The organism is Reyranella sp., assembly GCF_052439685.1.
Taxonomy (GTDB): domain Bacteria; phylum Pseudomonadota; class Alphaproteobacteria; order Reyranellales; family Reyranellaceae; genus Reyranella.
Genome location: NZ_JBQVQG010000014.1, coordinates 72952 through 97152, shown reverse-complemented (window position 1 = coordinate 97152; position 24201 = coordinate 72952). Strand labels below are relative to the sequence as shown.

Below are 24201 nucleotides of genomic sequence, written 5' to 3'. Positions count from 1 at the left end.
GTCCTTGCTCGCTTCGGGTCAATGCGACGCTCAGGGAGGCGAGGATGCGGTTGATCGGCGTGGACGTGGGCGGCACTTTCACGGACTTGGTCTTTGCTGACACCGAAGCCGGCCGTACGGCCGTGCACAAGGTCTCGACCACGCCCGACGATCCGTCCCGTGGCGTCGTGCAGGGGCTGATGGCGCTCTGCGACAAGTATTCGATCCCGCGCGAGACGATCGACACGGTGTTCCACGGCACGACCATCGCGACCAACGCGATCCTCGAGCACGACGGCGCCGTCACGGGCATGATCACCACCGGCGGCTATCGCGACATCCTGCACATCGGCCGCCACCAGCGGCCGCAGCACTACTCGATCATGCAGGACATTCCCTGGCAGGATCGGCCGCTGGTGAAGCGGCGGCACCGCAAGACCGTGACGGAGCGGCTGGTGCCGCCGCGCGGTGAGGTACTGCAGCCGCTCGACGAGGACGGCGTGCGCCAGGCCGTGCGCGAACTGAAGGACGCCGGCGTGCAGGCCATCGCGATCTGCTTCCTTTTCTCTTATCTCGACGCGTCGCATGAGGCCCGTGCGCTGGAAATCGTGCGCGAGGATTATCCGGAGTGCTTCGCCACGACCTCCTCGTCTGTGTCGCCGCAGTTCCGTGAGTTCGAGCGCTTCACGACCACGGCCATGAACGCCTTCGTCGGACCGAAGGTGCGCAACTACGTGACCCGCCTCGAATCGGAGATCGAGGCCTCGGGCTTCAAGGCCGACCTGCGTATCATGGCCTCCAACGGCGGCGTCGCGACTCCCGGCATGGTGGCCGAGCGGCCGGTGCTCACCCTGCTCTCCGGGCCAGCCGCCGGCGTGATCGGCGGCGACTGGGCGGGCGCACTCTCGGACAAGCGCAACCTCATCACCTTCGACGTCGGTGGCACTTCGGCCGACATCGGCATCGTCACCGAGGGTGGCTTCGGCGAGGCCACGGCCCGCGACACCTGGATCGCGGGCTTCCCCGTGCTGGTGCCGATGATCGACGTGCACACGATCGGCGCCGGCGGCGGCTCGATCGCCTATGTCGACCAGGCCGGTGCCTTCAAGGTCGGGCCGCGCTCGGCCGGCGCCGTGCCCGGCCCCGCCGCCTACGGCCGTGGCGGCACCCGCGCGACCGTGACCGACGCCAACGTCGTGCTGGGGCGGCTCGACGGCGGCAACTTCCTGGGCGGCGGCATGGCGCTCGACGAGGTGGCAGCCCGGCGCGTGGTCGGCGAGCTGGCGCGTGAACTCGGCCTCTCCGACCGCGAGGCGGCCGAGGGCGTGATCACGCTCATCAACGCCAACATGGCCAACGCCATCCGCTCGCGCACCGTCCAGAAGGGCATTGATCCCCGCAACTATGCGCTGGTGGCCTTCGGCGGCGCCGGCCCGCTGCACGGCGCCGAAGTGGCCGACATGCTGGGCGTCACGGAGGTCATCGTGCCGCCGCATCCCGGCATCACCTCGGCGGTCGGCCTGCTGATCAGTGACCTGCGCTACGACGCCATCCGCACCTCATTCCAGGTCTCGGGCGCCGCCGACCTCGCGCGCATCAATGCCGACTTCGACGCCATGGCGAAGGAGCTGGCTGGACGCTTCGAGGCCGACGGCATCGATCTCGCCCAGGTGACCTTCGAACGGCGCGGCGACCTTCGTTATGTCGGCCAGGGATACGAGCTCCGGGTCACCTTCCCCGACGGCCTTCTCGACGAGGCTGCCCTCGCCAAGGCCTTCGAGGCATTCCACGAGGTTCACAAACGCGAGTACGGCCATCACTTCGCCCAGTCCGCGATCGAGATCGTGAACCTGCGCCTGGTGGGCGCGGCCAGCGCCGCCACCATCGCGAAGCCCGCGCCGGACGGCGCCCGCTCGCTCGACGCCGCGACGGTGCGCTCCGGCAATGGCACCTTCCGGGTCGACGGCAAGCTCGCCGACTACCCGACCACCTTCTACCGCCGCGACCTGCTGCCGATCGGCAAGCGCATCCCCGGTCCCGCCATCGTCCTGCAGATGGACACCACCACTGTCGTGCCGCCGCACTTCAGCTTCGAGGCCGATGCCGCCGGCAACCTCGTGATCCGCAAGGAGGCCAAGCAATGAGCACAGCCACCGCCCGCCAACCCGCGACCAAGCCCGACCGCATCGACCCGATCACCAGCAGCGTGATCCAGGGGGCGCTGGAGAACATCGCCGTCGAGATGGGCTACAAGCTGATGCGCATGAGCTACTCCTCGATCATCCGCGAATCGGAGGATTTCGGGGCGGCACTCGTCGACGCCGCAGGCCGCGGCCTCGCCGAATCGGCACAGTCGACGCCGCTGCAGTCGGGCCCCATCCCGGGCTATGTGCGCGGCATCCAGCGCATCCTGGCCGCCCGCGGCGATACGATCCGGCCAGGCGACGTCATCATGCACAACGATGCCTATTCGGGCGCCAGCCATGGACCGGACGTGGCCTTCATCGTGCCGGTCTTCGTGCAGGGCCGCCTGATCGCCTTCGCCGCCACGACCGCGCATCATCTCGACATCGGCGCGCTGTCGCCCGGCTCCTGCGGCATCGTCGAGGCGATCGACGCCTATGCCGAGGGCCTGCAGTTCAAGGCGATCAAGGTCTACGACCGCGGCGTCCGCAACGACGCGGTCTGGCAGATCGTGCGCGACAACATCCGGGCCTCCGACCTCGTGGTCGGCGACATGGATGCCCAGGTGGCAGCGGCCCGCATCGGCGCGGAGCGCATGGTCGAACTGGTCGAACGCTACGGGCTCGAAACCTTCGAGCGGGCCTGCGAGGCGCTGATGGACCATGCGGAGCGGTTGATGCGCCAGGCGATCTCGAAACTGCCGGACGGCGTCTATCGCGCGGAGACGGCGATCGACGGCTATCTCGACAGCGACGATCCCAGCAAGAAGGAACTGCCGATCGTCGTCACCATCACCAAGAAGGACGACGCTCTGGTGGTCGATCTCACCGGTACGGCGCCGCAGGTGCCCGACCGGCCCATCAACATGCCGCTCGAGGGAACGGCCGACATTGCGATCTGGCTCACCATCCGCTCGGTGCTGCTCGACACCGAGGTCCACGGCCATATCCCGGTGAATGCCGGCCTGATCCGCCCGATCACCATCGTGGCGCCCAAGGGCTGCCTCGCCAACCCGACCTTCCCGGCGCCGACGATCGCGCGCTTCTGCCCCGGCAACCAGCTCGCCGACACGGTGATGAAGGCGCTGTCGCAGGCGATGCCGGGCAACGTCTCGGCCGGCATCGGCAACCTCAAGGTCATCGCCTTCTCCGGCCTCAAGGACGAGACGCACTGGGTGCACATGGAGATATTCGAGGGCTCCTACGGCGGACGCCTCGGCAAGGACGGCATGGACGCCGTCGACACGCTCTATGCCAACACGCGCAACAACCCGATCGAGGACATCGAGACCCATCTGCCGCTGAGGGTGCTGCGCTACGAGCTGCGCGAGGACGTGGCGGGCGCCGGCAAGTGGCGCGGCGGCCTGGGCTCCGTCCGTGAGTTTACCTTCCTCGGCGATGGCGGCGCCTCGGTCGAGGGCGAAGGCCATCGCTACCGGCCCTGGGGCTTCCTGGGTGGAAGCGAGGGCATGCCGGCCAAGCTCGACCTCATGATCCCCGGCCAGGCCGACCGTGCGCTTCCCTCCAAGGTCCCGCACATGCATGTCGGCAAGGACGGCCGCTTCGTCTGCTACGGTCCGGCCGGCGGCGGCTACGGCAACCCGCTGGAGCGCGATCCGGCAGACGTCGCGGACGACGTTCTCGACGAGGTGATCTCGGTCGAAACCGCGCTCAGGGACTATGGCGTCGTGGTCTCGGCCAAGGGCGTCGTCGACGCCGGGGCGACGCGCAAGGCGCGCAACGGCTGAAGCCACTCGCGCGGGCGCCACGTCCCTTGGCAGGCCCAGCGTTCTACGCCATCAAGGGGCGATGGACTATCAGCTCAAGGGCCGGACCTGCCTCGTATCCGGCGCCAGTTCCGGGATCGGCGCGGGTGTCGTCAGGCTCTTCGCCCAACAAGGGGCGCGGATCGTCGCCACGGCGCGGCGGGCCGAGAAGATCGAGCGGCTCGACGGTGTGACAGCAGTCGCGGGCGACGTCACGGCTCCCGCCGATCTCGCCCGGATCGCCGCCGAGGCCGAGAGGCTCCTGGGACCGATCGACGTTCTGGTGAACTGTGCCGGCGGCTCGCGGCCAACCGGGCCGGATGCCGGCGAGGATGTCTGGGAGGAGGCCTTCGCGCTCAACTTCACGGCGGCGCGGCTGCTGGCCAAGGCGCTGCTGCCGGCCATGCGGGCGCGCAAATGGGGCCGGATCGTCAATATCAGCGGCTCCATGGAGCCGCGCGGCCTGAACGCCGCCATCGCCGCCAAAGGCGCCTTGCATCTATGGGCTAAGGGCCTGTCGTGCGACGTGGCGGCCGATGACGTGACGGTGAATACGATTCAGCCGGGGCGCATAAACAGCGAGCAGATCCTCGAAAAACTGCATCCTACGGAGGAAGCCCGCCGCAACTTCATAGAGCGAAACATCCCCATCGGGTATTTCGGCGAGCCAGAGGATGTGGCACATCTCGTCGCCTTCCTGGCCTCTCCGGCGGCGCGCTACATTACCGGCGCGGTCATCCCGGTGGACGGCGGCATGCACTATTTCGCGCACTGACGGCGCGGCGGAGGATGGATTTTGCTGAAGTGGCTTCGTCGTTCTGAACCGAAGGAAGTGCCGGCTGCCACGCTCGGTCCGCTGCAGATCGTCAAACCCTGGGCCCGATCGTCCGCCTCCGAGCCGGATGTCGGCGGCGGCTACATGACCGTGGTCAACGACGGCGAATCGGATCGCCTCGTTTCGGCCAGCTGTTCTGCCGCCGGGTCGGTCGAAATCCACGCCATCCGGGTCAAGGGCCCGGCTCTGGAAATGCGGAAACAGGACGCAGGGCTCGTCATTCCGCCGGCCAACCAGCAGATCCTCAAGCCGCGTGGCTATCACCTGCTGATGCGCGACCTCGCCTCGCCACTGTTGGCTGGCAGCAAAGTGCCGGTCACGCTGGTCTTCGAAAAAGCCGGCAGCGTCACCGTGGACTTTGCTGTGGAAGAACCCGGCGCCGTAGGACACGTCACCCTCCGCTCCTCGTAGTGGAGCCGTCGGACCGCCAGATGCGCCTCGGCGTCTTCGTGCAGACGCCCGGCCATCATGTCGGCGGCTGGCGCCACCCTGAGGCAGACGCGCGGACGCCCAACCTCGCGCTGATGCAGCACATCGCGGCAACCGCGGAGGCGGCCCGGTTCGACATGTTCTTCCTGGGCGACGGATTTGCCACGGGCTACGACGAGCATCCCTCCACGATCGGCAAGTTCGAGCCGCTGGGCCTGCTCTCCGCGCTGGCCATGGGCACGCGGAGACTGGGATTGGCGGCGACCGCCTCGACCACTTATGCCGAGCCCTATCATGTCGCCCGCGGCTTCGCCTCGCTCGATCACCTGTCGGGCGGGCGCGCGGGCTGGAACGTGGTCACGACGGCCTACGCCAAGTCGAGCGCCGTGTTCGGCCGTCCGCATCCACCGCATGCCGAGCGCTATGCCATGGCGGAAGAGTTCGTCGAGGCCTGTCGTTTGCTCTGGGACAGTTGGGACGACGACGCCTTCATCGCCGACAAGCAGGCCGGCCGCTTCGTGCGGCCGGGCAGCCTCCACGTGCCGGCCTTCGAGGGGAAGTACCTTTCGATCCAGGGCGCCCTCAACGTGCCGCGCCCGCCGCAGGGCCATCCCGTCCTGATCCAGGCCGGTTCCTCCGGCCCCGGCCAGGCGCTGGCGGCCCGCATCGCCGACGTGGTCTTCACGGCGCAGAACGAACTTGCCGAGGCGCAGGACTTCTACCGCGCCGTCAAAGCCCAGGTGGTGGCCAACGGCCGGCCTGCTGGCGCCGTGCTGGTCATGCCGGGCGTGATGCCCGTGGTGGGCCGGACCGAAGGCGAAGCCCGGGAGATCTTCGCCGAACTCAACCGCAACATCGACACCGCGCAGGCCTTCACCGTCCTGTCGGAGCGGCTGGGCGCCGACATGTCGATCCATCCGCTCGACGGCCCGGTGCCCGACGTGCCCGAAACCGAGCATCTCAAGAGCCGGGCGGCCCTGCTGCTCCAGATGGCACGGCGCGAGAACCTCACCCTGCGTCAGCTCTTTCATCGCGTCGCGGCGGCGCGCGGACACCTTCTCCCGATCGGGACGCCCGTGCAGATCGCCGACGTGCTGGAGCGCTGGTTCAGGCAGGGTGGCGCCGACGGCTTCAACGTGATGCCGCCCTTCTTTCCCGGCCAGTTCGACGCCTTTGCTCAAGGCGTGGTGCCGATCCTGCAGGAGCGTGGCCTGTTCCGCGCCGACTACACCGGCACGACCCTGCGCGATCATCTCGGCCTGGCGCGGCCGTCCGATCAGCGACCCTCCCGATAATTGTTGAAAAACAACAAGTTGCGGCTCGCTTCCAAAGTCGTTCACAAGCACCTCACTCGGCCCTTGCGCCGGGCGCCCCGACTCCTGATATAACCCCCTCGAGGGGCCGGTGTGGGCGGAGCAGTCGCCAACCCGGTCAGATCCGGAAGGAAGCAGCCGTAACGAATTCGCTTCGGGTCATGCCGGTCTCTCACCCGTTCCCCTGCGCGCGCCGCCGCGGAGGGCGGGCGGCCCGGGCGCGACGACCGCCGGGCTTTAAGAGGGGCCACGGCGCAGAATGACGGGTGATCGCCATGGCTGAGGCCAACCCGGGCTCGGACCCGGCAACACCCTATCGCGTCCTCGCCCGCAAATACCGTCCGGTCGATTTCACGACCCTGGTCGGCCAGGAAGCGATGGTGCGCACCCTGCGCAATGCTATCGCCACCGGCCGCATCGCCCATGCCTTCATGCTCACCGGCGTCCGCGGGGTCGGCAAGACCACGACGGCCCGCATCATCGCCCGCGCCCTGAACTGCGTCGGGCCCGATGGCACCGGCGGCCCGACGGTCGATCCCTGCGGCGTGTGCGACAACTGCAAGGCCATTACCGAGGACCGCCATGTCGACGTGATCGAGATGGACGCGGCCTCGCGCACCGGCATCGACGACGTGCGCGAGTTGATCGAGGGCGTGCGCTACCGCCCGGTCTCGGCGCGCTACAAGGTCTATATCATCGACGAAGTGCACATGTTGTCGGAGAAGGCCTTCAACGCGTTGTTGAAGACACTCGAAGAGCCGCCGCCACACGTGAAGTTCCTGTTCGCCACCACCGAGATCCGCAAGGTGCCGGTGACGGTGCTGTCGCGCTGCCAGCGCTTCGACCTGAAGCGCGTGCCGCAGGAAACGCTGGTCGAGCATTTCGGCAGGATCGCCCAGACCGAGAAGGTCGAGATCTCGCCCGAGGCTCTGTCCCTGCTCGCACGTGCCGCCGACGGATCGGTACGCGACGGTCTGTCGATGCTCGACCAGGCGATCGCCCATGGCGGCGGGGTGGTCGATGCAGGGCAGGTCCGCGACATGCTGGGTCTGGCCGACCGCAGCCGCGTCCTCGACCTCTTCGAAAAGACGATGCGCGGCGACGCGCCGGGCATGGTCGCGGCGCTCGGCGAGATGCACGATTCCGGCGCCGATCCCGTGGTCGTGCTGCAGGACCTGCTTGAACTCACCCACTGGGTCACACGCCTCAAGGTGGCGCCGGACGCCGCCGCCGCGACGGCGGACAGCGAGAGCGTCCAGGGACTGGCGATGGCCGGCAAGCTCTCCATGGCCTCGCTCACGCGGGCCTGGACGCTGTTGTTGAAGGGCCTCCAGGAGACGCTGGCCGCGCCCTCTCCGCTGCGCGCCGCCGAGATGGCGCTGATCCGGCTCTGCTACGTCGCCGACCTTCCCTCGCCCGGCGATGCGATCAAGATGCTGCAGAATGGCGGCGGCGTTGCCGTGCCCGGTGCAGCCGCTCCGGCGATGCCGAGAGGCAATGGCGGCGGCGGCGGCGCGGTGGCACGCCTCGCGACCCAGCCTGTCACGGCGGTTGCGCCCCAGCCGGCGCCGGCCATGCCGGCACCGCGCACCTTCGCCGAGGTCGTGGCCTTGTTCGAGAGCCGTCGCGAGGCGCGGCTGGTCCACAGCCTGATGCATCACGTGCACGAGGTGCGCTGCGAGCCCGGCCTGATCGAGTTCCGCCCGGAGCCCAAGGCGCCACCCGACCTTGCCCCGCGCCTCAGCGAGTTGTTGAGCCAATGGACCGGTCGCCGCTGGATCGCCTCGGTCTCTAACGCCGAGGGCAAGCCCACCCTGATCCAGCAGAAGGCGGCCAAGGCCGACGACCTGCGCAGTTCGGCCGAGAACAACGAACTGGTGATGGCCATACTCAAGACATTCCCCGGCGCGAAGCTCGAGGCGGTGAAACGCAAGGGCGAGCAGACTTCCATGCTGGGCGAGTTCGTCAGCGACGAGCCGCCTCCCGCCGAGGAATACCCGGCAGACGACGACATCCCGGAAAGCGAGTTCTGAATGTTCGACAAACTCAAGGACCTGGGCGGCCTGATGCAGCAGGCCCAGCAGATGCAGCAGAAGATGCAGGACCTGCAGGCAGCGCTGGAGCGCCTGGAGATCGTAGGCACCTCGGGCGCCGGACTGGTCAAGGTCACGGTCAACGGCAAGAACGAGACCCGCAAGATCGACATCGACGCCTCGCTGTTCAAGCCCGAGGACAAGGGCGTCGTGGAGGACCTGATCGTGGCGGCCGCCAACGACGCGCGCGCCAAGGTCGAGCAGACCGTGCAGGAGCAGATGCGCGGCATCACCGGCGGCCTGCCGCTGCCGCCAGGCTTCAAGCTCTAGATGAAAAGGCGCCGATGAACGGCCCGGAGATCGAGCGGCTCATCCAGCTTCTCGGCCGCCTGCCGGGCCTGGGGCCGCGCTCGGCCCGCCGCGTGGCGCTGCATCTCCTGAAGAAGCGCGAGACGCTGATGCAGCCGCTGAGCACAGCGCTGGCCGATGCGGCGCGCGCCATCCGGGCCTGCAGCATCTGCGGCAACCTCGATACGATCGACCCCTGCTCCATCTGTTCCGATCACCGCCGCGATCCTGGCCTGATCTGCGTCGTCGAGGATGTCGGCGACCTGTGGGCGATGGAGCGCGGCCGCATCTTCTCGGGTCGCTATCACGTGCTGGGCGGGTCGCTGTCGGCACTGGACGGGATCGGTCCGGAGGAGCTCAACATCGGCAGCCTGGTGAAGCGCGTTTCCGCCGGCGGCATCCGCGAGGTGATCATGGCGACTAATGCAACCGTCGACGGGCAGACGACGGCGCACTACCTCGCCGAGCGTCTGTCCGAGCACGACGTGCCGCTGACGCGGCTGGCGCACGGCGTGCCGGTGGGCGGCGAACTCGACTGGCTCGACGACGGCACGCTCGCGACCGCCTTCAAGGCGCGCCGCGCCCTGTAGCGTCGTCCCATGAGCGCCGAAACCCTCGCCGCCATCGCCGTCGCCCTGGGGGCCGGCTGGGCCAGCGGACTGAACGCCTACGCGGCCGTGCTGGTGCTGGGGGTGGCTCAGCGGCTCGGCCTGGTTGCCCTGCCACACGACCTGCAGGTCCTTGAATCGCCCTGGGTGCTGGGCGTCGCCGCCATCCTGTTCGCGCTCAACTTCCTGACCGACAAGATCCCCTACGTCGACAGCATCAACGACGTGCTCCAGACGTTCGTGCGCATCCCTGCGGGCGTGCTCCTCGCCTACGGAGCCGCAACCGGCCTCAGCCCGGAAATCTCGATCATCGCCGGCCTGCTGGGCGGGACGCTCGCGGCTGGGACCCACATCGCCAAGACTGGATCGCGCGCGCTGATCAATACCTCGCCAGAGCCGTTCACCAACGTGTTCGCGTCCCTTGGAGAGGACGTCACGGTCCTTGGCGGGCTGGCGCTCGCGATCGCGCATCCGATCACATTTCTGTGCCTGCTGGCGGTTTTCGTGGTGATGCTGATATGGCTTCTGCCCAAACTCGTGCGGTTGGCCCTTGTGCCGTTTCGCCGACTGGCTCGGGGTCGGCAGGGGCCATGATCGCCATCCCCCTCCTCGACCTTTGGCGGAACAACTGAGGCTTTCCTTCGTCGGCCCGAGGCGTACACTCACAACGGCAAGCACATGTTCATCCGCCAGAACATCCAGTCCCTTCGGTTCTTCCGCACGACGCCGGCGATGCGCTGCCCGTATCTGCCGCATCGCCTGGAGACCAAGCTCGTCACCGAACTGAGCGGGCCGGACGCGATTTCCCAGCACGACACGCTGACCGATGCCGGTTTCCGGCGCTCACACCACTTCGTCTACAAGCCGCTGTGCGACGGTTGCAGAGCCTGCGTACCGGTGCGCATTCGCGTCCGGGACTTCGAGCCCAGTCGCGCCCAGCGCCGTATCCAGCGCCGCAACGAACATGTCCATGCGATCGAGACGCAGGCCCTGGCGACCGGCGAACAGTTTTCGCTGTTTTCACGCTATGTGCTGACGCGCCATCGCGACGGCGACATGGCAGACATGGACTTCGACGACTATCGCGCCATGGTCGAAGAGAGCCCGGTCGAGACGGCGATCATCGAGTTCCGGGACGATTCGGCCGATGGAAGGCTGGTCGGTGCCTGCCTCGTCGACTGGCTTTCGAGCGGCGTATCGGCCGTCTACAGCTTCTTCGATCCGCAGGACCCGCGGCGGGGGCTCGGGACGCACATGATCCTGTGGCTGGCGGCGGCCGCCGCCAAACGCGGCCTGCCCTATGTCTATCTCGGCTACTGGATCGCCGATTCGAGCAAGATGGCCTACAAGCGCCTGTTCCGCCCACTGGAATTCTTCGGCCCCGAGGGCTGGACCGAGCTGCCTGCTACATAGGCAGAGATAGCACCCCGCCCGCTGTGCGGGCTCTGGCACCGCACAGCAAAGCCCGCTAAGAGGGCGCATCCGTCAGCGAGAACGGATCTCGACAAAAAGAACTCGCGAACAGGGGGAGTGGGATGCGCCTACTGCTGTCATTCAGCACGCTCATCGACGCGTTGAACGAAAAAATAGGAACCGTCTGCAACTGGCTCGTGCTCCTGGCCTGCGTCGTCAGCGCCGGGAATGCCATGGTACGGTACGCCTACGATACGAGTTCGAACGCCTGGCTCGAGATTCAGTGGTACATGTTCGCCGTGATCGTGATGTTCGGCGCTTCCTACACGATGAAGCGCAACGAGCACGTCCGCGTCGACCTGCTCTACATGAACCTCGGCCGCCGCGGGCAGCTCTGGGTCGACATTCTGGGCACGCTGGTCTTTCTCCTGCCGACCTGCACCATCCTGGCCTGGCTGAGCTGGCCGTTCTTCATGCAGTCGTTCAACGTCTACGAGCACTCCTCGAATGCCGGCGGCCTGGTGCGCTGGCCGATCAAGCTCGTGCTCCCCGTGGGCTTCGCTCTGGTGGCCCTCCAGGGCCTCTCGGAACTCATCAAGCGGGTCGCCTTCCTCAACGGATATGCCGTGGACAGCCTCGAGGCTCACTACGAGAGGCCCACGCAATGATCCCTCTCGAGTACATGCCGCCGGTGATGTTCGCCGGCCTCGTCGTCTTCATGATCATCGGTTACCCGGTCGCCTTCTCGCTCTGCGCGGTAGGCTTCTTCTTCGGGTTTCTGTCGATCGAGATGGGCTACTTCACGATGGCCTTCATGCAGGCCATTCCGGGCCGCGTCTTCGGCTCGATCCTGTCAAACGAGCTGCTGCTCGCCATTCCCTTCTTCACCTTCATGGGCGCCATCCTGGAGAAATGCGGGCTGGCCGAGGACATGCTCGAATCGATGGGCCAGCTCTTCGGTCCCATCAAGGGCGGGCTGGGCTACTCGACCATCATCGTGGGCTTCATCCTCGGCGCCATCACCGGCACCGTGGCCGCGCAGGTGATCGCCATGGCGCTGATCACCCTGCCCGTGATGATGCGCTACAAGTACGACATGCGCTACGCGACCGGCGTGCTGGCCGCGTCGGGTACGATCACGCAGCTCGTGCCGCCCTCGCTGGTGCTGATTGTCCTGGCCGACCAGCTCGGCAAGTCCGTCGGCGACATGTACCTCGGCGCCTGGGGCCCATCGCTGCTGCAGATCGCGCTGTTTGCCGGCTACACCTTCTACTTGACCTTGGTGAAACCGGAGGCCCTGCCGCCGGTGCCGCGGACGCTGTTCGGCAAGGCGCTGCTGGTCAAATGCGCCTGGGGCATCATTCCGGCCGCCGTGCTGATCTTCCTGGTGCTGGGCACCATCATGATGGGCCTGGCGACGCCCACCGAAGCGGGCGCGATGGGCACGATCGGCGCGATCGTCCTGGCCGTGGTGCGCAACGCACCGCTCACGAAGTTCGACCGGATCATGTTCTTCGGCGGCTGCGCCGCCGCGATCATCGGCGCCCTGATCGGCACCGTCGCCTTCAAGTCGCTCGCCTTCCAGATCGCCTTCACGATCATGTTCGCCGCGGTCATCTGGCTGTGCTGGCGGGCCTGGCAGGTGAAGGATCTGCGCAACCTGATCGTGCAGGCCTTCCAGGCGACGATGCGCATCACGGCGATGGTCGCCTTCATCCTGGTCGGCGCGACCTGCTTTTCGATCACCTTCCAGGGGGTCGACGGCAACCAGTGGGTCGAGCACCTGATGTCGAACCTGCCCGGCGGCGTCTGGGGCTTCCTGATAGTCGTCAACCTGTTCGTCTTCTTCCTGGCCTTCTTCCTCGACTTCTTCGAGATCGCCTTCATCATCATCCCGATGCTGGCGCCGGTCGCGCAGAAGCTTCTGGCGCCGGTCGTGGGGCCCGAAGCCGCCCTCATCTGGTTCGGCGTCATGCTCTGCGTCAACATGCAGACCTCCTTCATGCACCCGCCCTTCGGATTCGCGCTGTTCTACCTGCGCAGCGTGGCGCCCAAGGAAGTGAAGAGCTCTGACATTTACTGGGGATCGATCCCGTGGGTGCTGCTGCAGCTCATCATGGTGGCGATCGTGATCGCGGCGCCGGAGTCGGTGACCTACTTCCTCGACAAGCCGTCCGGCATCGATCCCAGCACGATCACGATCGAACTCCCGCCGCCGCCGGTCGAAGACTCGGCCCCACCCGTCTTCAAGTAGTAGGTCGAAGACGCAAAAAGCCCCGCCAACCGGCGGGGCTTTCGCTTGGTACGGGTCGCTCAGCGGCCCTGTGCCGACATCGCGAAATTGAAGTTGTCGAAGGTGTTCTCGGCCACGCGGAACCACAGGTTCTCGTCCGACCGGAAGGTCTTCAGGCTGTCGTAGATCTTCTTGAACTTCGGGTCCTTGGCAGCCAGTTCGTCGTAGAACTTGTAGGCTTCGAGGAAGCACGGCTCGAGGACGGCGCGCGGGAACGGGCGCAGTTCGGTACCGGCCGCAACGAGACGACGCAGCGCCGGCGGATTACCCGCATCATACTTCGGGACCATCCAGGAGGTGACGCGGCCAGCCGCAGCCTCGACCATCGCCTGGTAAGGCTTCGGCAGCTTCGCCCAGGCTTCGTTGTTGATGTAGAGCGAGCCGACCGAGGCGCCTTCCCACCAGCCCGGATAGTAGTAGTACTTGGCGACCTTGTTGAAGCCGAGCTTCTCGTCGTCGTAGGGACCGACCCATTCGCAGGCGTCGATCGTGCCCTTCTCGAGCGCCGGATAGATGTCGCCGCCCGCGATCTGCTGGGGCACGACGCCGAGGCGCGTGAGGATCAGGCCGGCGAAGCCGCCGACGCGGAACTTCAGGCCCTTCATGTCGTCCATCGACTTGATTTCCTTGCGGAACCAGCCGCCCATCTGGCAGCCCGTGCCGCCGAAGGTGAAGGAGCGGAAATTGTACTCCTTGTAGAAATCGTTGATCAGCTCGTGGCCGCCGCCGAACTCAAGCCAGGCATAATACTGCCGCTGGTTCATCGAGAACGGCAGGCCGGTCTCGAACACGAAGTTCGGATGCTTGCCGAAATAGTAGTAGGCAGCGGTCTGGCCGGCCTCGACGGTGCCGTTCTGCACTGCGTCGGCCACCTGCAGGCCGGGTACGATTTCACCGGCGGCGAAGGGGCGGATCTGGAACTTTCCATCCGACATTTCACCGACGATCTTCGCGAACACCTCGGATCCGCCGTAGAGCGTGTCGAGCGACTTGGGGAAGCTCGAGGTCAGACGCCATTTCACTTCCGGCATGCTCTGGGCAATGGCCGGTGCGGCGACCGTGGTCGCTGCTGCAACTCCTGCGGCACCAATGCCCGCGGTCCTGATGAATTTCCTGCGCTGCATTTTTCGTTTCCTCCCGTGGTTGCCTTGATGGCCCCCTTCAGCGACTGCAACACTGGCATGCAGAATTGAATTTGAAAAGCGTCCGACTACCGGAATTTCCTTAAATCTCTGCAATGTCTGAACGGGGGGAAGGATAGATTGCGCAATAAAAAGCCCCGCTTCGGCGGGGCTTTCGACCGGATGAGCCGGAGGTCCTAGAGCTTATTGGCGGCGGACTGACGCGCCATGAAGTTGTCGAAGGTGTTCTCGGCCACACGGAACCAGAGAACTTCTTCGTTCCGGAACGGCTTCCAGGAATCATAGACCTTCTTGAATTTCGGATTCTTGGAGATGGTCTCGGCATAGAGTTCGTTCGCGGCGCCGAAGCACGCCTCCATCACAGCCTGTGGGAAGGGCAGGAATTTCGTTCCGGCTGCCACGAGTTCGCGCAGTGCGCGAGGATTCTGGGCGTCGTACTTGGCGACCGACCAGCTGACTGTGTCGCCCGACGCGACCGTGATCGCTTCCTTGTACATCGGCGGCAGGGACGCGAAGGCCTTGTCGCCGCAGTAGAGCGAGAGAGCCGCGCAGCCTTCCCACCAGCCGGGATAGTAGTAATAGGGAGCGACCTTGTTGAAGCCGAGCTTCTGGTCGTCATAGGGGCCGACCCATTCGGCGGCGTCGATCGTGCCCTTCTCCAGCGCCGGGTAGATGTCGCCACCCGCGATCTGCTGCGGCACCACGCCCAGTTTCGCCATGACCTGGCCGGCGAAACCGCCGATGCGCATCTTCACGCCCTTCATGTCCTCGGGCGTCTTGATCTCCTTGCGCCACCATCCGCCCATCTGGGCGCCGGTATGGCTCATCAGGAAGGAGACCATCTTGTACTCCTTGTAGAACTCCCGCATCAGCTCGAGGCCGCCACCGAAGTAGACCCACGCATTGTGCTGTCGGGTGTTGAGACCGAACGGCAGCGCCGTGTCGAAGGCGAAGGTCGGGTCCTTGCCGACATAGTAATAGGCTGCGGTATGGCCGCACTCGACGGTCTCGTTCTGGACGGCGTCCACGACCTGCAGGCCGGGGACGATTTCGCCGGCCGCGAAAACACGAATCTGGAACTTGTTGTCGGTGAGAGCGGCGACGCGCTTGGCGAAGTACTCACCAGCGCCATAGATCGTGTCGAGCGACTTCGGGAAACTCGATGCCATGCGCCACTTCACCTCGGGCATGGACTGGGCGACGGCCGGAGCCGCGAGGGCGCCAGCTGCAGCCACGGTCGCACCGCCGACACCGGCCGTGCGCAAGAATTTGCGACGTTGCATCTCGATTATCTCCCTAAGTCTTTTGCTTGCCGAACGCGCGACTTCTGCCATGCGAACAAACTTTGTTGGCGCGGTTATCGCACAGCGCAACGGCGATGAAAAGCAGTCGCCCGATGCCTGCAGGCAAAGAAAAACCCCGCCGAAGCGGGGTTTCCCAGGTGGCACAGGGACCTGGCCCTAGAGCTTGTTGGCCGCGGACTGGCGCGCCATGAAGTTGTCCATCGTGTTCTCGGCGACGCGGAACCACAGGACCTCCTCGGCGCGGAAAGGCTTCCACGTCTCGAAGATCTTCTTCCACTTCGGGTTCTTTTCGTTGAGCTGGGCGAAGAGATCGTTGGTCGCGTTGAAGCAGGCCTCGAGGACCTGCGGCGAGAACGGCAGCAGCTTGGTGCCGGCCGCAACGAGTTCGCGAACCGCCTTCGGGTTCTGGGCGTCATACTTGGAGAGCATCGAGGTGTGGGCCTTGGCGGCGGCAGCCTCGATGATTGCCTGGTAGGACTTCGGCAGTTCCGCCCACTTGGCCAGGTTCACATAGGCCGAGAGCTGCGGGCCGGCTTCCCACCAGCCGGGATAGTAGTAGTAAGGCGCGACCTTGTTGAACCCGAGCTTCTGGTCGTCATAGGGGCCGACCCATTCGGCGGCATCGATCGTACCCTTCTCCAAGGCCGGGTAGATGTCGCCACCGGCGATCTGCTGGGGCACCACGCCGAGCTTTGTCAGGACCTCACCGGCGAAGCCGCTGACACGGAACTTCAGGCCCTTGAGGTCGTCGACGGTCTTGATCTCCTTGCGGAACCAGCCGCCCATCTGGGCGCCGGTGTTGCCGCACGGGATCGAATGGATGTTGTAGTCCTTGAAGAACTCGTTCATCGCCTGACGCCCGCCGCCCCAGTTCCACCAGGCATCCTGCTGGCGCGCGTTGAGGCCGAACGGCACCGCGCAATCGAGCGCGAAGGTCAGGTCCTTGCCGACGTAGTAGTAGGACGCGGTATGGCCCATCTCGACCGTGCCGTTCTGGACGGCGTCGGCGACCTGAAGGCCCGGGACGATTTCACCGGCGGCGAACAGGCGGATCTGGAACTTGCCGTCGGTGGCTTCAGACACGTACTTGGTGAAGAGCTCGCCGGAACCGAAGATCGTGTCGAGCGCCTTCGGGAAGCTCGATGCCATGCGCCACTTCAGCTCGGGCGCGGATTGCGCGATGGCCGGAGCGGCCAGAGCGCTGCTGGCGGCGACGGCGGCGGTGCCGACACCGGCCGTACGGATGAACTTGCGACGTTGCATGAAACTAGGACTCCCGGCTCGTGTTGCAGGACGACACGGATGCCGCCTGATTTGCGCGGCTTATGACACGTGCGCTGCATCGGATGAAAGGCTCAATGCATGAGCAATAAGGTGAGCGCCAATGCGCCCACTGCAATGCGGTACCAGGCAAAAGCGGTAAAGCCGTGGCGGCTGATGAATGCCACGAATGCCCGGACGACCAGCAGCGCCGCAAAGAAGGCGGCGAGGAAGCCCAGGACGATCACGCCGCCATGCTCCCAGCTCAGCGTCGACCAGTTCTTGTAGAGGTCGTAGACGGTCGCGCCGAGCATGGTGGGCATCGCAAGGAAGAACGAGAACTCGGCCGCAGTCGCACGATCCACGCGAAAAATTCGCGCGCCCATGATCGTGGCGCCCGAGCGAGATACGCCCGGGATCATCGCCACGCACTGACAGAAGCCGATGTAAAGGGCGGTCTTCAGATCGATCTCGTCGAGGCTCTTGACGCGCGGCCGCTGCGCGAACCGCTCGATCACCAGAATGGCGATCCCGCCGACGATGAGGGCAATGGCGACGACCCAGGGGTTGAACAACACCGACTTGATGTATTTATGCGCCGCCACGCCGATGACCGCTGCCGGCAGGAAGGCCACGAGGATGACCAGCGCGAACCGTGTCGCCTGCTTGTCCCGCTCTAGAACGCCCATCGCGGTCGCCCAGATCTTCGCGCGATAGAGAAGGCAGACGGCGAGGATCGCGCCGAGTTGGATCACGATCTCGAAGACCTTGCCCGGCGGTCCCTGGAAATCGAGCAGTTCCTCGGCGAGGATGATGTGACCCGTCGATGAGACGGGAAGGAACTCGGTGAGACCTTCGACAACGCCGATCAGCAGCGCCTTCCAGATCAGCGTCAGGTCCATGCTCAATCCTTGAAGCGTTTGGCCCGCGGCCAGCCCTTCTCCGGCATGCGCCCAGCCTGCGCACGTTCGCCCCGCCAGAACTTCAATTCGGCCGCCGGGATGACGCGATTGGCCCAGGCCAGGCCTTGCGAGAGGAGGAAAGCCTGCGCATCCGACAGATGGTCGCCCTTCGACTTCTGCAGCAGCACGCCCCTGCCCCGGCCCATCTCAGGGACCTGGTCGAGCGGGAAGATCAGCAACTTGCGCCCCTCGCTCAGCACGGCGATCTGGTTCGCGCCCTCGGGGACGACGCCCAGCACCTGCGCCTTCTCCTTGTCGGCCAGGTTCAGGACCTGCTTGCCGTTCTTGGTCTGCGCCACGACATCGTCTTCGGGCACGATGAATCCGCGGCCGGCATCCGATGCGACCAGGAACTTGCGGCCGCCCTTGAACACGTCGAGCTGGACGATGTCCTGATCGTTGCCCAGTTCGATCATGAGCCGGATCGGCTCGCCGTGCCCGCGTGCGCTCGGCAGGCGATCACATCCCACCGTGTAGAAGCGGCCGTTGCTGCCGAAGAGCAGGATCTTGTCGGTCGACTGGGCATGGATGGCGAAGCGTGCCGTGTCGCCTTCCTTGTACTTGAGTTCGCCCGCGGCCTTGTCGTCGAGATGGCCCTTGGCGGCGCGGATCCAGCCCTTCTCGGAGAGGATGACGGTCACGGGTTCGCGTTCGACGAAGTCCTCGATCGTGTGCTCAAGCTCGGCCGGCGCATCGGCAAGCTCGGTGCGACGGCGACCGAGCTCGGTCTTGCCACCGAACTTCTTCTTGGTCTCACGCACCTCGTCGGCGATGGCCTCCCACTGAAGGCCTTCGTCCTTGAGCAGGGCCTTGAGATCCTTGCGCTCGGCACTGAGCTTCTTGTGCTCGCCGCGGATCTCGAACTCCTCGAGCCGGCGCAGGGCGCGCAGGCGCATGTTCAGGATCGCCTCGGCCTGCATGTCGGTCAGCCCGAACGCCTTCATCATCTTCGGCTTCGGTTCGTCTTCCTCGCGGATGATCTTGATCAGCTCATCGAGGTTCAGATAGGCGATCAGGTAGCCGTCGAGGATCTCCAGCCGTCGCTCGATCGCGGCCAGCCGGAAGGTCGACCGCCGCACCAGCACCTCGCGCCGGTGGTCGAGGAAGGCCTGCAGCGCCTCGCGCAGGTCCATGACGCGCGGCGTGTTGTCCTTGTCGAGGACATTGAGGTTCAGGGGAAAGCGCGTTTCGAGGTCGCTGAGCTTGAAGAGCTGTTCCATCAGCAGCTCGGCCGGCACGTTGCCGGTCTTCGGCTCCAGCACGATGCGCACGTCGTCGGCCGACTCGTCACGCACGTCCTCGAGAATCGGCAGCTTCTTCGCGTTGATGATCTCGGCGATCCGCTCGATCAGCTTTCCCTTCTGCACCTGATAGGGAATCTGCGTGACGACGATGCGGTACTGGCCGCGCGGGAGCTGTTCGACCTCCCACTTCGCGCGCAGGCGGAAGGCGCCACGTCCGGTCCTGTAGGCCTCGACGATGGCCTCGCGCGGCTCGACCAGGATGCCACCGGTCGGAAAGTCCGGCCCCTTCACCAGGTCGACCAGGGTCTCGATGCGCGAGTTGGGCGTCTTGATGAGATGCAGCAGCGCGTCGCAGAGCTCGCCGACATTGTGCGGCGGGATCGAGGTCGCCATGCCGACGGCGATGCCGGCGGCGCCGTTGGCCAGCAGGTTGGGGAAGCCGCCCGGCAGGACGATCGGCTCTTCCGTCGACCCGTCGTAGTTCGGCCGGAAGTCGACGGCGTTCTCGTCGATGCCGCCCAGCAGAGCTTCGGCCACCTCGGTGAGGCGCGCCTCGGTGTAGCGCATCGCGGCGGGGTTATCGCCGTCGATGTTGCCGAAGTTGCCCTGCCCCTCGATCAGCGGATAGCGGGCGGAGAATTCCTGGGCGAGGCGCACCAGAGCGTCGTAGATCGACTGGTCGCCGTGCGGGTGATACTGGCCGATGACGTCGCCGACGACGCGGGCGCTCTTCTTGAAGGCGCTGTTCGGATCGAGCCGCAGCTGGCGCATGGCGTACATCAGCCGGCGATGCACGGGCTTCAGCCCGTCGCGCACGTCCGGCAGCGACCGCGACATGATCGTCGACAGCGCATACGACAGATAGCGCTCGCGGAGCGCATCTCCGAATTGCACCGGCTTCACTTCGGCCAGTTGGACGACGTTGTTGCGCTTTGCCATGGACCAGCGTGACGAGGGGAAGGACCGCAGTTCCAGCCACGGCCGTGATTATTCTAGCGTTGGAGCGTTTCCATAAATCTCGACCGTGCGGGAGGCAAGGGCTTGTTGTGCGGCCAAAAAACGTGCCGCTCCAGAAAGAATCCCGTCAAATCCAGGCCCTGGAGCAGCGCCTCCTCGTCCGACGACACCCCACCGGTGGATAGAAAGCCCGGCAACGGCAGCAGCTTCTCCTTGTAGGGTCCGGCGGCCGCCCGGGAGACGGCGCGGCCCGTCCGGGGCGAGACATAGGCCAGGTCCTCGGTCGAGCCCGTCGCCGCGCACGTCTCCAGATCGAGGCCGAATCCCAGCTCCTGCAGCAGGCCCAGTTCGAGCCTGACATAGACGGTGGGCCAGCCCGGATGTCCGAGCGAGCCCAGGAAGGCGCGGAACCCGTCGAACATTGCCGGATGCGGTTCGCGCTCGGGCAGGGCGGCGTCGATGATGGCGCAGGCCGCCGCCAGCCCGGCCAGCTCCGAGGCATCGTCCATGGCGCGCGCCGCGTGCGGCTCACGCAATTCGCCCGAATAGTTGCCGAGTTGCTCGGGAAGCCTCCCGCGCCAGGCGACCTCGACCAGGTTGCCGGACTGCCAGATGGGCCGCGCCCGCCGCGAGATGCCGCCGGGGACGAACCCGGAATGGCGACCGTGGTCGCGCGTCAGCAGCGTTACGACGAGGCCCGTCTCTCCGTGAGAACGCGCCGCCAGCACGATGCCTTCGTCGTTCCAGTCCATGCCCGTGTATGCCCCGCCGGCGGAAATCGCGCTAGGCTGCGCCATGGCGAATCGACCGCGGACGACACTGGGGCGACGGGCGTTGCTGGGCGCGGGCGCGCTCACCACCCTGCCCGCCCGTGTGTTCGCGCAGACCGCCGCTGCCGCACGCCCCCGCATGATGCAGGGCGTTCAGTCGGGCGATGTCGGGAGCGACGGCGCCACGCTGTGGAGCCGTTCGGACCGGCCGGCCCGCATGATCGTCGAGCATGCCACGACCGAGAGCTTCGCGGGCGCGCGCCGCATCGAGGGGCCCCTTGCTCTGGAAGAGACCGGGTTCACGTCGCGTCTGAGGCTCGGCGCCCTGCCGCCGGGGCAGACGATCTTCTATCGCATTGCCTATGCCGATCCTGCCGTCGCCGGCGTCGCCAGCGAGTGGGTGCAGGGCCGCTTCCGCACCCCCTCCTCGGCCGCCGCCGACGTGAGCTTCGTCTGGTCGGCCGACACGGTCGGCCAAGGCTGGGGCATCAATCCCGACATCGGCGGGATGACGATCTACGAGACGATGCGGTCGCTGGCACCCGACTTCTTCGTCCACTGCGGCGACACGATCTACGCCGACGACCCTCTGTCCTCCGAGAAGAGACTGCCGGACGGCCGTCTCTGGAGAAACCTCACGACAGAGGCGAAGTCGAAGGTCGCCGAGACGCTCGACGAGTTCCGCGGCAATCATCTCTACAATTTCCTCGACGCCAATCTCTGCCGCTTCAACGCCGAGGTCCCTATGATCGCCCTGTGGGACGATCACGACGTCGTCGACAACTGGTACCGGGAGAAGCGCCTCGACGCCGATCCGCGCTATCGGGAGAAGGAGGTCGGGGTGCTGGCACGCCATGCCGAGCGCGCCTTCCGCGAGTTCGTGCCCTTGGCCGACGGGCTCGACGGGCCGATGCGCCTCTACCGCAAGTTCTCGTTCGGGCCGCGCCTCGACCTCTTCCGCCTCGACATGCGCAGCTTCCGCGCGCCCAACGGCTCGAACCGGCAGGAAGCGGCCGACCCGCAAACCACCTTTCTCGGCCACCAACAGATCGCCTGGCTGAAACAGGCGCTCAAGGGCTCAACCGCGACCTGGAAGATCATCGCGGCCGACATGCCCCTCGGCCTCGTCGTGTACGACGACTGGCGCCGCAAGTCCGGCTTCGAAGCCGTGGCCAATGCCGATGACGGAGCGCCGCTCGGGCGCGAGCTGGAGATCGCCGGCTTGCTCGCCTTCATCAAACGCGAGGCCATCCGCAACGTGCACTGGGTCACCGCCGACGTTCACTATCCGGCCACACACCGCTACGATCCCACCCGGGCCGCCTTCCAGGACTTCACGCCGTTCTACGAGTTCGTATCAGGCCCGCTCTGCGCCGGCGGCTTCGGGCCCAACGCGCTCGACGGCACGTTCGGCCCGCAGGTCGTGTTTCAGAAGGTGCCGCCGGCCGGCCGCTTCGATCTATCGCCGCTCGAAGGCTCCTGCCACTTCGGCCACGTGAAGATCGACGGACAGTCGGCTGTGATGACGGTCAGCCATCGCGACGCCGGCGGCAAGGTCATTCACTCGCTCGATTTAGTACCGTCCTAACGTGATCCCGTCGTCTCGACCGGAGCACCGAAGGTGCGGGGCGGACAGACCTTTTCTCCACCATAAGCCGGCAAATCGTGGATAGAAGATCTCTCAACTACGCCGCGCTAAGCGCGGCTTCGGTCGAGATGACGGAGAAAATTAGTTCGCTTCGTCCTAAGACTGATAATCCAACCCGATCGTGCGGTAGTGCGAAGGATCCTCGGCCCAGCGTTCGCTCACCTTCACGTGCAGGAAGAGATGCACCGGGCGCTCCAGCATCTGCGAGAGCTCGTGGCGCGCGCGCGCGCCGATCTGCTTGATGCGGGCGCCCCCCTTGCCGAGGAAGATCGCGCGCTGGCCCTCGCGCTGGACGTAAATGATCTGCTCGACCCGGACGCTACCGTCGGGGCGATCCTCCCACTTCTCGGTCTCGACCGCCGCCTCGTAGGGCAGCTCCTGGTGAAGCTGCAGGAACACCTGCTCGCGGGTCACCTCGGCCGCCAGCAGGCGCAGCGGCAGATCGGCGGCCTGATCCTCGGGATAGAGGAACGGCCCCGGCGGCACGGCCTGTGCGAAGGCCGTCAGCAGATCGCCGACGCCATCGGCCTTGAGCGCGCTCACCATGAAAGTGCGCTCGAACGGCACGATGGCGTTCAGCTCGGCCGTAAGGGCCAGCAGCGTCTCGCGCGCCACCAGGTCGATCTTGTTCAGGACCAGGAAGCGCGGCGTCTTCGAATCCTTCAGCCGCTCGGCGATGGCCTTGGTCTCCTGGCCGATACCGCGCTCGGCATCGACGACCAGCGCCACCAGGTCGGCATCGTCGGCGCCCTGCCAGGCGGCCGCCACCATGGCGCGTTCGAGGCGCCGCTTGGCGACCCGGAAGATACCGGGCGTATCGACCAGCACGACCTGCGCCCGCGACGGGCCCTCGCCGGAGTCGGGAAGGTCGGTCATCGCGATGCCGATCACGCGCATGCGCGTGGTCTGCACCTTGGGCGACACGATGCTGACCTTGGAGCCGACCAGGCCGTTCACCAAAGTCGATTTGCCCGCGTTCGGTGCGCCGACGACGGCGACGAAGCCGGCCCGCGTTGCAGCTGTGCTCATGCCCCGTTCAACCTTTCCAGCAATGTCATGGCAGCGAGCCGTTCGGCCTCGCGCTTGCTGCCGCCACGGCCGCGCGCCGGGTCGTGGCCCTTGAGGATCGCATCGACCACGAAGACCGGCGCGTGCGGCGGCCCCTCGCGATCGACCTCGAGATAGACCGGCAGCGGCAGACGCCGTGCCTGCGCCCATTCCTGCAGCGCCGTCTTGGGATCGCGCGGCACCGCCACCCGGCTGCTGAGACGGGCGCCCCACAGCACGGCTACGCTGGCCGCTGCAGCCTCGAGACCGGCATCCAGGAAGATGGCTCCGAGCAGCGCTTCCAGCGCATCGGCCAGGATGTTGGGCCGCACATTGGTGCCCGGGGTGCGCTCCGAATCACCGAGGCTCAGATGGTCGCCGAGGCCGATCTCGGTGGCGATCTCCACCAGCGTTTCGGCCCGCACGAGGGCCGCATGGCGGCGCGCCAGCTCGCCTTCGCGCTCGTTCGGGAAGCGGCGCAGCAGCAGATCGGCCATGGCGAGCGACAGGACGCGATCGCCGAGGAATTCCAGCCGTTCGTTGCCGTTCGGGAAGGCGGCCTTGAGTTCGGGCCTGCGATCGAGCGCGCTGCGATGGGTCAGCGCTTCCGAAGCCAATTCGGGATGCACGAAAACATGACCCACCCCCTTCGACAACGCCGCGAAAT

General features: G+C 66.2%; 21 protein-coding genes and 1 other RNA gene. 14 read left to right on the top strand and 8 right to left on the bottom strand.

Annotation, left to right across the window (positions count from 1 at the left end; all coding sequences use genetic code 11):
- Positions 1 to 44: 44 nt before the first annotated feature.
- The 13 genes from ACT6UX_RS18395 (at position 45) to ACT6UX_RS18335 (ending at position 13161) form a co-directional block, all read left to right on the top strand.
- Positions 45 to 2123, top strand: a complete 2079-nt coding sequence (locus tag ACT6UX_RS18395; protein WP_444776596.1) for a hydantoinase/oxoprolinase family protein — start codon at positions 45 to 47, stop codon at positions 2121 to 2123.
- Complete coding sequence (locus ACT6UX_RS18390; RefSeq protein ID WP_444776595.1) at positions 2120 to 3910, top strand: hydantoinase B/oxoprolinase family protein; 1791 nt, start codon at positions 2120 to 2122, stop codon at positions 3908 to 3910. Before ACT6UX_RS18395 ends, ACT6UX_RS18390 begins: the two co-directional genes overlap by 4 nt.
- A gap of 61 nt (positions 3911 to 3971) precedes the next feature.
- Complete coding sequence (locus ACT6UX_RS18385) at positions 3972 to 4703, top strand: SDR family NAD(P)-dependent oxidoreductase (protein WP_444776594.1); 732 nt, start codon at positions 3972 to 3974, stop codon at positions 4701 to 4703.
- Positions 4704 to 4724: 21 nt separating this feature from the next.
- A complete protein-coding gene (locus ACT6UX_RS18380; RefSeq protein ID WP_444776593.1) occupies positions 4725 to 5174 on the top strand; it encodes a copper chaperone PCu(A)C in 450 nt (149 codons plus the stop codon).
- A 20-nt stretch (positions 5175 to 5194) separates the two neighbouring features.
- Positions 5195 to 6487 (top strand): LLM class flavin-dependent oxidoreductase, encoded by a 1293-nt coding sequence (locus tag ACT6UX_RS18375; protein ID WP_444776592.1) that lies wholly within the window; start codon positions 5195 to 5197, stop codon positions 6485 to 6487.
- A 100-nt stretch (positions 6488 to 6587) separates the two neighbouring features.
- Positions 6588 to 6682: signal recognition particle sRNA small type (gene ffs / locus ACT6UX_RS18370), an RNA gene on the top strand.
- Positions 6683 to 6780: 98 nt separating this feature from the next.
- The gene (locus ACT6UX_RS18365; protein ID WP_444776591.1) at positions 6781 to 8538 is read left to right on the top strand and encodes a DNA polymerase III subunit gamma/tau; all 1758 of its coding nucleotides are present in this window, start codon (positions 6781 to 6783) and stop codon (positions 8536 to 8538) included.
- On the top strand, positions 8539 to 8868 hold the full coding sequence (locus ACT6UX_RS18360; RefSeq protein ID WP_298305696.1) for a YbaB/EbfC family nucleoid-associated protein: 330 nt from the start codon (positions 8539 to 8541) through the stop codon (positions 8866 to 8868). It begins immediately after the preceding gene.
- A gap of 14 nt (positions 8869 to 8882) precedes the next feature.
- Positions 8883 to 9476: a recombination mediator RecR gene (gene recR, locus ACT6UX_RS18355; protein ID WP_444776590.1), complete on the top strand. Its 594-nt coding sequence runs from the start codon at positions 8883 to 8885 to the stop codon at positions 9474 to 9476.
- A 9-nt stretch (positions 9477 to 9485) separates the two neighbouring features.
- On the top strand, positions 9486 to 10088 hold the full coding sequence (locus ACT6UX_RS18350; RefSeq protein WP_444776589.1) for a DUF4126 domain-containing protein: 603 nt from the start codon (positions 9486 to 9488) through the stop codon (positions 10086 to 10088).
- 84 nt (positions 10089 to 10172) lie between these two features.
- Complete coding sequence (locus tag ACT6UX_RS18345) at positions 10173 to 10907, top strand: arginyltransferase (RefSeq protein WP_444776588.1); 735 nt, start codon at positions 10173 to 10175, stop codon at positions 10905 to 10907.
- Positions 10908 to 11029: 122 nt separating this feature from the next.
- The gene (locus ACT6UX_RS18340; RefSeq protein ID WP_444776587.1) at positions 11030 to 11575 is read left to right on the top strand and encodes a TRAP transporter small permease subunit; all 546 of its coding nucleotides are present in this window, start codon (positions 11030 to 11032) and stop codon (positions 11573 to 11575) included.
- Positions 11572 to 13161, top strand: coding sequence for a TRAP transporter large permease (locus ACT6UX_RS18335; protein WP_444776586.1), 1590 nt, complete (start codon positions 11572 to 11574; stop codon positions 13159 to 13161). The genes ACT6UX_RS18340 and ACT6UX_RS18335 overlap by 4 nt, the downstream gene beginning before the upstream one ends.
- A 59-nt stretch (positions 13162 to 13220) precedes the next feature.
- Here the strand turns inward: ACT6UX_RS18335 and ACT6UX_RS18330 are convergent, their stop codons facing one another.
- The 6 genes from ACT6UX_RS18330 to recO all read right to left on the bottom strand — a co-directional run bounded on the left by ACT6UX_RS18330 (position 13221) and on the right by recO (position 20866).
- Positions 13221 to 14324 carry a TRAP transporter substrate-binding protein gene (locus tag ACT6UX_RS18330; protein WP_444776585.1) on the bottom strand — a complete coding sequence of 368 codons (1104 nt, stop codon included), beginning with the start codon at positions 14322 to 14324 and terminating at the stop codon, positions 13221 to 13223.
- A 194-nt stretch (positions 14325 to 14518) separates the two neighbouring features.
- Positions 14519 to 15625: a TRAP transporter substrate-binding protein gene (locus tag ACT6UX_RS18325; RefSeq protein WP_444776584.1), complete on the bottom strand. Its 1107-nt coding sequence runs from the start codon at positions 15623 to 15625 to the stop codon at positions 14519 to 14521.
- Between the two features lie 177 nt (positions 15626 to 15802).
- Positions 15803 to 16909, bottom strand: a complete 1107-nt coding sequence (locus ACT6UX_RS18320) for a TRAP transporter substrate-binding protein (RefSeq protein ID WP_444776583.1) — start codon at positions 16907 to 16909, stop codon at positions 15803 to 15805.
- A 92-nt stretch (positions 16910 to 17001) separates the two neighbouring features.
- The gene (locus tag ACT6UX_RS18315; RefSeq protein WP_444776582.1) at positions 17002 to 17808 is read right to left on the bottom strand and encodes an undecaprenyl-diphosphate phosphatase; all 807 of its coding nucleotides are present in this window, start codon (positions 17806 to 17808) and stop codon (positions 17002 to 17004) included.
- Between the two features lie 2 nt (positions 17809 to 17810).
- Complete coding sequence (gene parC, locus ACT6UX_RS18310; RefSeq protein WP_444776581.1) at positions 17811 to 20051, bottom strand: DNA topoisomerase IV subunit A; 2241 nt, start codon at positions 20049 to 20051, stop codon at positions 17811 to 17813.
- Positions 20052 to 20104: 53 nt separating this feature from the next.
- Entirely contained in the window at positions 20105 to 20866 is a 762-nt protein-coding gene (gene recO, locus ACT6UX_RS18305) for a DNA repair protein RecO (RefSeq protein ID WP_444776580.1), read from the bottom strand.
- Here recO and ACT6UX_RS18300 point away from each other — a divergent pair.
- The gene (locus ACT6UX_RS18300) at positions 20865 to 22427 is read left to right on the top strand and encodes an alkaline phosphatase D family protein (protein WP_444776579.1); all 1563 of its coding nucleotides are present in this window, start codon (positions 20865 to 20867) and stop codon (positions 22425 to 22427) included. The genes recO and ACT6UX_RS18300 overlap by 2 nt on opposite strands.
- Before the next feature lie 156 nt (positions 22428 to 22583).
- Here the strand turns inward: ACT6UX_RS18300 and era are convergent, their stop codons facing one another.
- Both era and rnc read right to left on the bottom strand, forming a co-directional pair.
- Positions 22584 to 23516: a GTPase Era gene (gene era / locus ACT6UX_RS18295; RefSeq protein WP_444776578.1), complete on the bottom strand. Its 933-nt coding sequence runs from the start codon at positions 23514 to 23516 to the stop codon at positions 22584 to 22586.
- Positions 23513 to 24163, bottom strand: coding sequence for a ribonuclease III (gene rnc / locus ACT6UX_RS18290; protein WP_444776577.1), 651 nt, complete (start codon positions 24161 to 24163; stop codon positions 23513 to 23515). The genes era and rnc overlap by 4 nt, the downstream gene beginning before the upstream one ends.
- Between the last annotated feature and the right edge of the window lie 38 nt (positions 24164 to 24201).

Coding starts and splice junctions, on each gene's coding strand:
- ACT6UX_RS18390 (WP_444776595.1), top strand. CDS start 2,120: ATGAGCACAGCCACCGCCCGCCAACCCGCGACCAAGCCCGACCGCATC.
- recR (WP_444776590.1), top strand. CDS start 8,883: ATGAACGGCCCGGAGATCGAGCGGCTCATCCAGCTTCTCGGCCGCCTG.
- ACT6UX_RS18340 (WP_444776587.1), top strand. CDS start 11,030: ATGCGCCTACTGCTGTCATTCAGCACGCTCATCGACGCGTTGAACGAA.
- ACT6UX_RS18365 (WP_444776591.1), top strand. CDS start 6,781: ATGGCTGAGGCCAACCCGGGCTCGGACCCGGCAACACCCTATCGCGTC.
- ACT6UX_RS18300 (WP_444776579.1), top strand. CDS start 20,865: ATGGCGAATCGACCGCGGACGACACTGGGGCGACGGGCGTTGCTGGGC.
- ACT6UX_RS18350 (WP_444776589.1), top strand. CDS start 9,486: ATGAGCGCCGAAACCCTCGCCGCCATCGCCGTCGCCCTGGGGGCCGGC.
- ACT6UX_RS18325 (WP_444776584.1), bottom strand. CDS start 15,625: ATGCAACGTCGCAAATTCTTGCGCACGGCCGGTGTCGGCGGTGCGACC.
- parC (WP_444776581.1), bottom strand. CDS start 20,051: ATGGCAAAGCGCAACAACGTCGTCCAACTGGCCGAAGTGAAGCCGGTG.
- ACT6UX_RS18335 (WP_444776586.1), top strand. CDS start 11,572: ATGATCCCTCTCGAGTACATGCCGCCGGTGATGTTCGCCGGCCTCGTC.
- ACT6UX_RS18315 (WP_444776582.1), bottom strand. CDS start 17,808: ATGGACCTGACGCTGATCTGGAAGGCGCTGCTGATCGGCGTTGTCGAA.
- ACT6UX_RS18330 (WP_444776585.1), bottom strand. CDS start 14,324: ATGCAGCGCAGGAAATTCATCAGGACCGCGGGCATTGGTGCCGCAGGA.
- ACT6UX_RS18345 (WP_444776588.1), top strand. CDS start 10,173: ATGTTCATCCGCCAGAACATCCAGTCCCTTCGGTTCTTCCGCACGACG.
- ACT6UX_RS18375 (WP_444776592.1), top strand. CDS start 5,195: ATGCGCCTCGGCGTCTTCGTGCAGACGCCCGGCCATCATGTCGGCGGC.
- era (WP_444776578.1), bottom strand. CDS start 23,516: ATGAGCACAGCTGCAACGCGGGCCGGCTTCGTCGCCGTCGTCGGCGCA.
- ACT6UX_RS18395 (WP_444776596.1), top strand. CDS start 45: ATGCGGTTGATCGGCGTGGACGTGGGCGGCACTTTCACGGACTTGGTC.
- ACT6UX_RS18385 (WP_444776594.1), top strand. CDS start 3,972: ATGGACTATCAGCTCAAGGGCCGGACCTGCCTCGTATCCGGCGCCAGT.
- ACT6UX_RS18360 (WP_298305696.1), top strand. CDS start 8,539: ATGTTCGACAAACTCAAGGACCTGGGCGGCCTGATGCAGCAGGCCCAG.
- ACT6UX_RS18320 (WP_444776583.1), bottom strand. CDS start 16,909: ATGCAACGTCGCAAGTTCATCCGTACGGCCGGTGTCGGCACCGCCGCC.
- recO (WP_444776580.1), bottom strand. CDS start 20,866: ATGGCGCAGCCTAGCGCGATTTCCGCCGGCGGGGCATACACGGGCATG.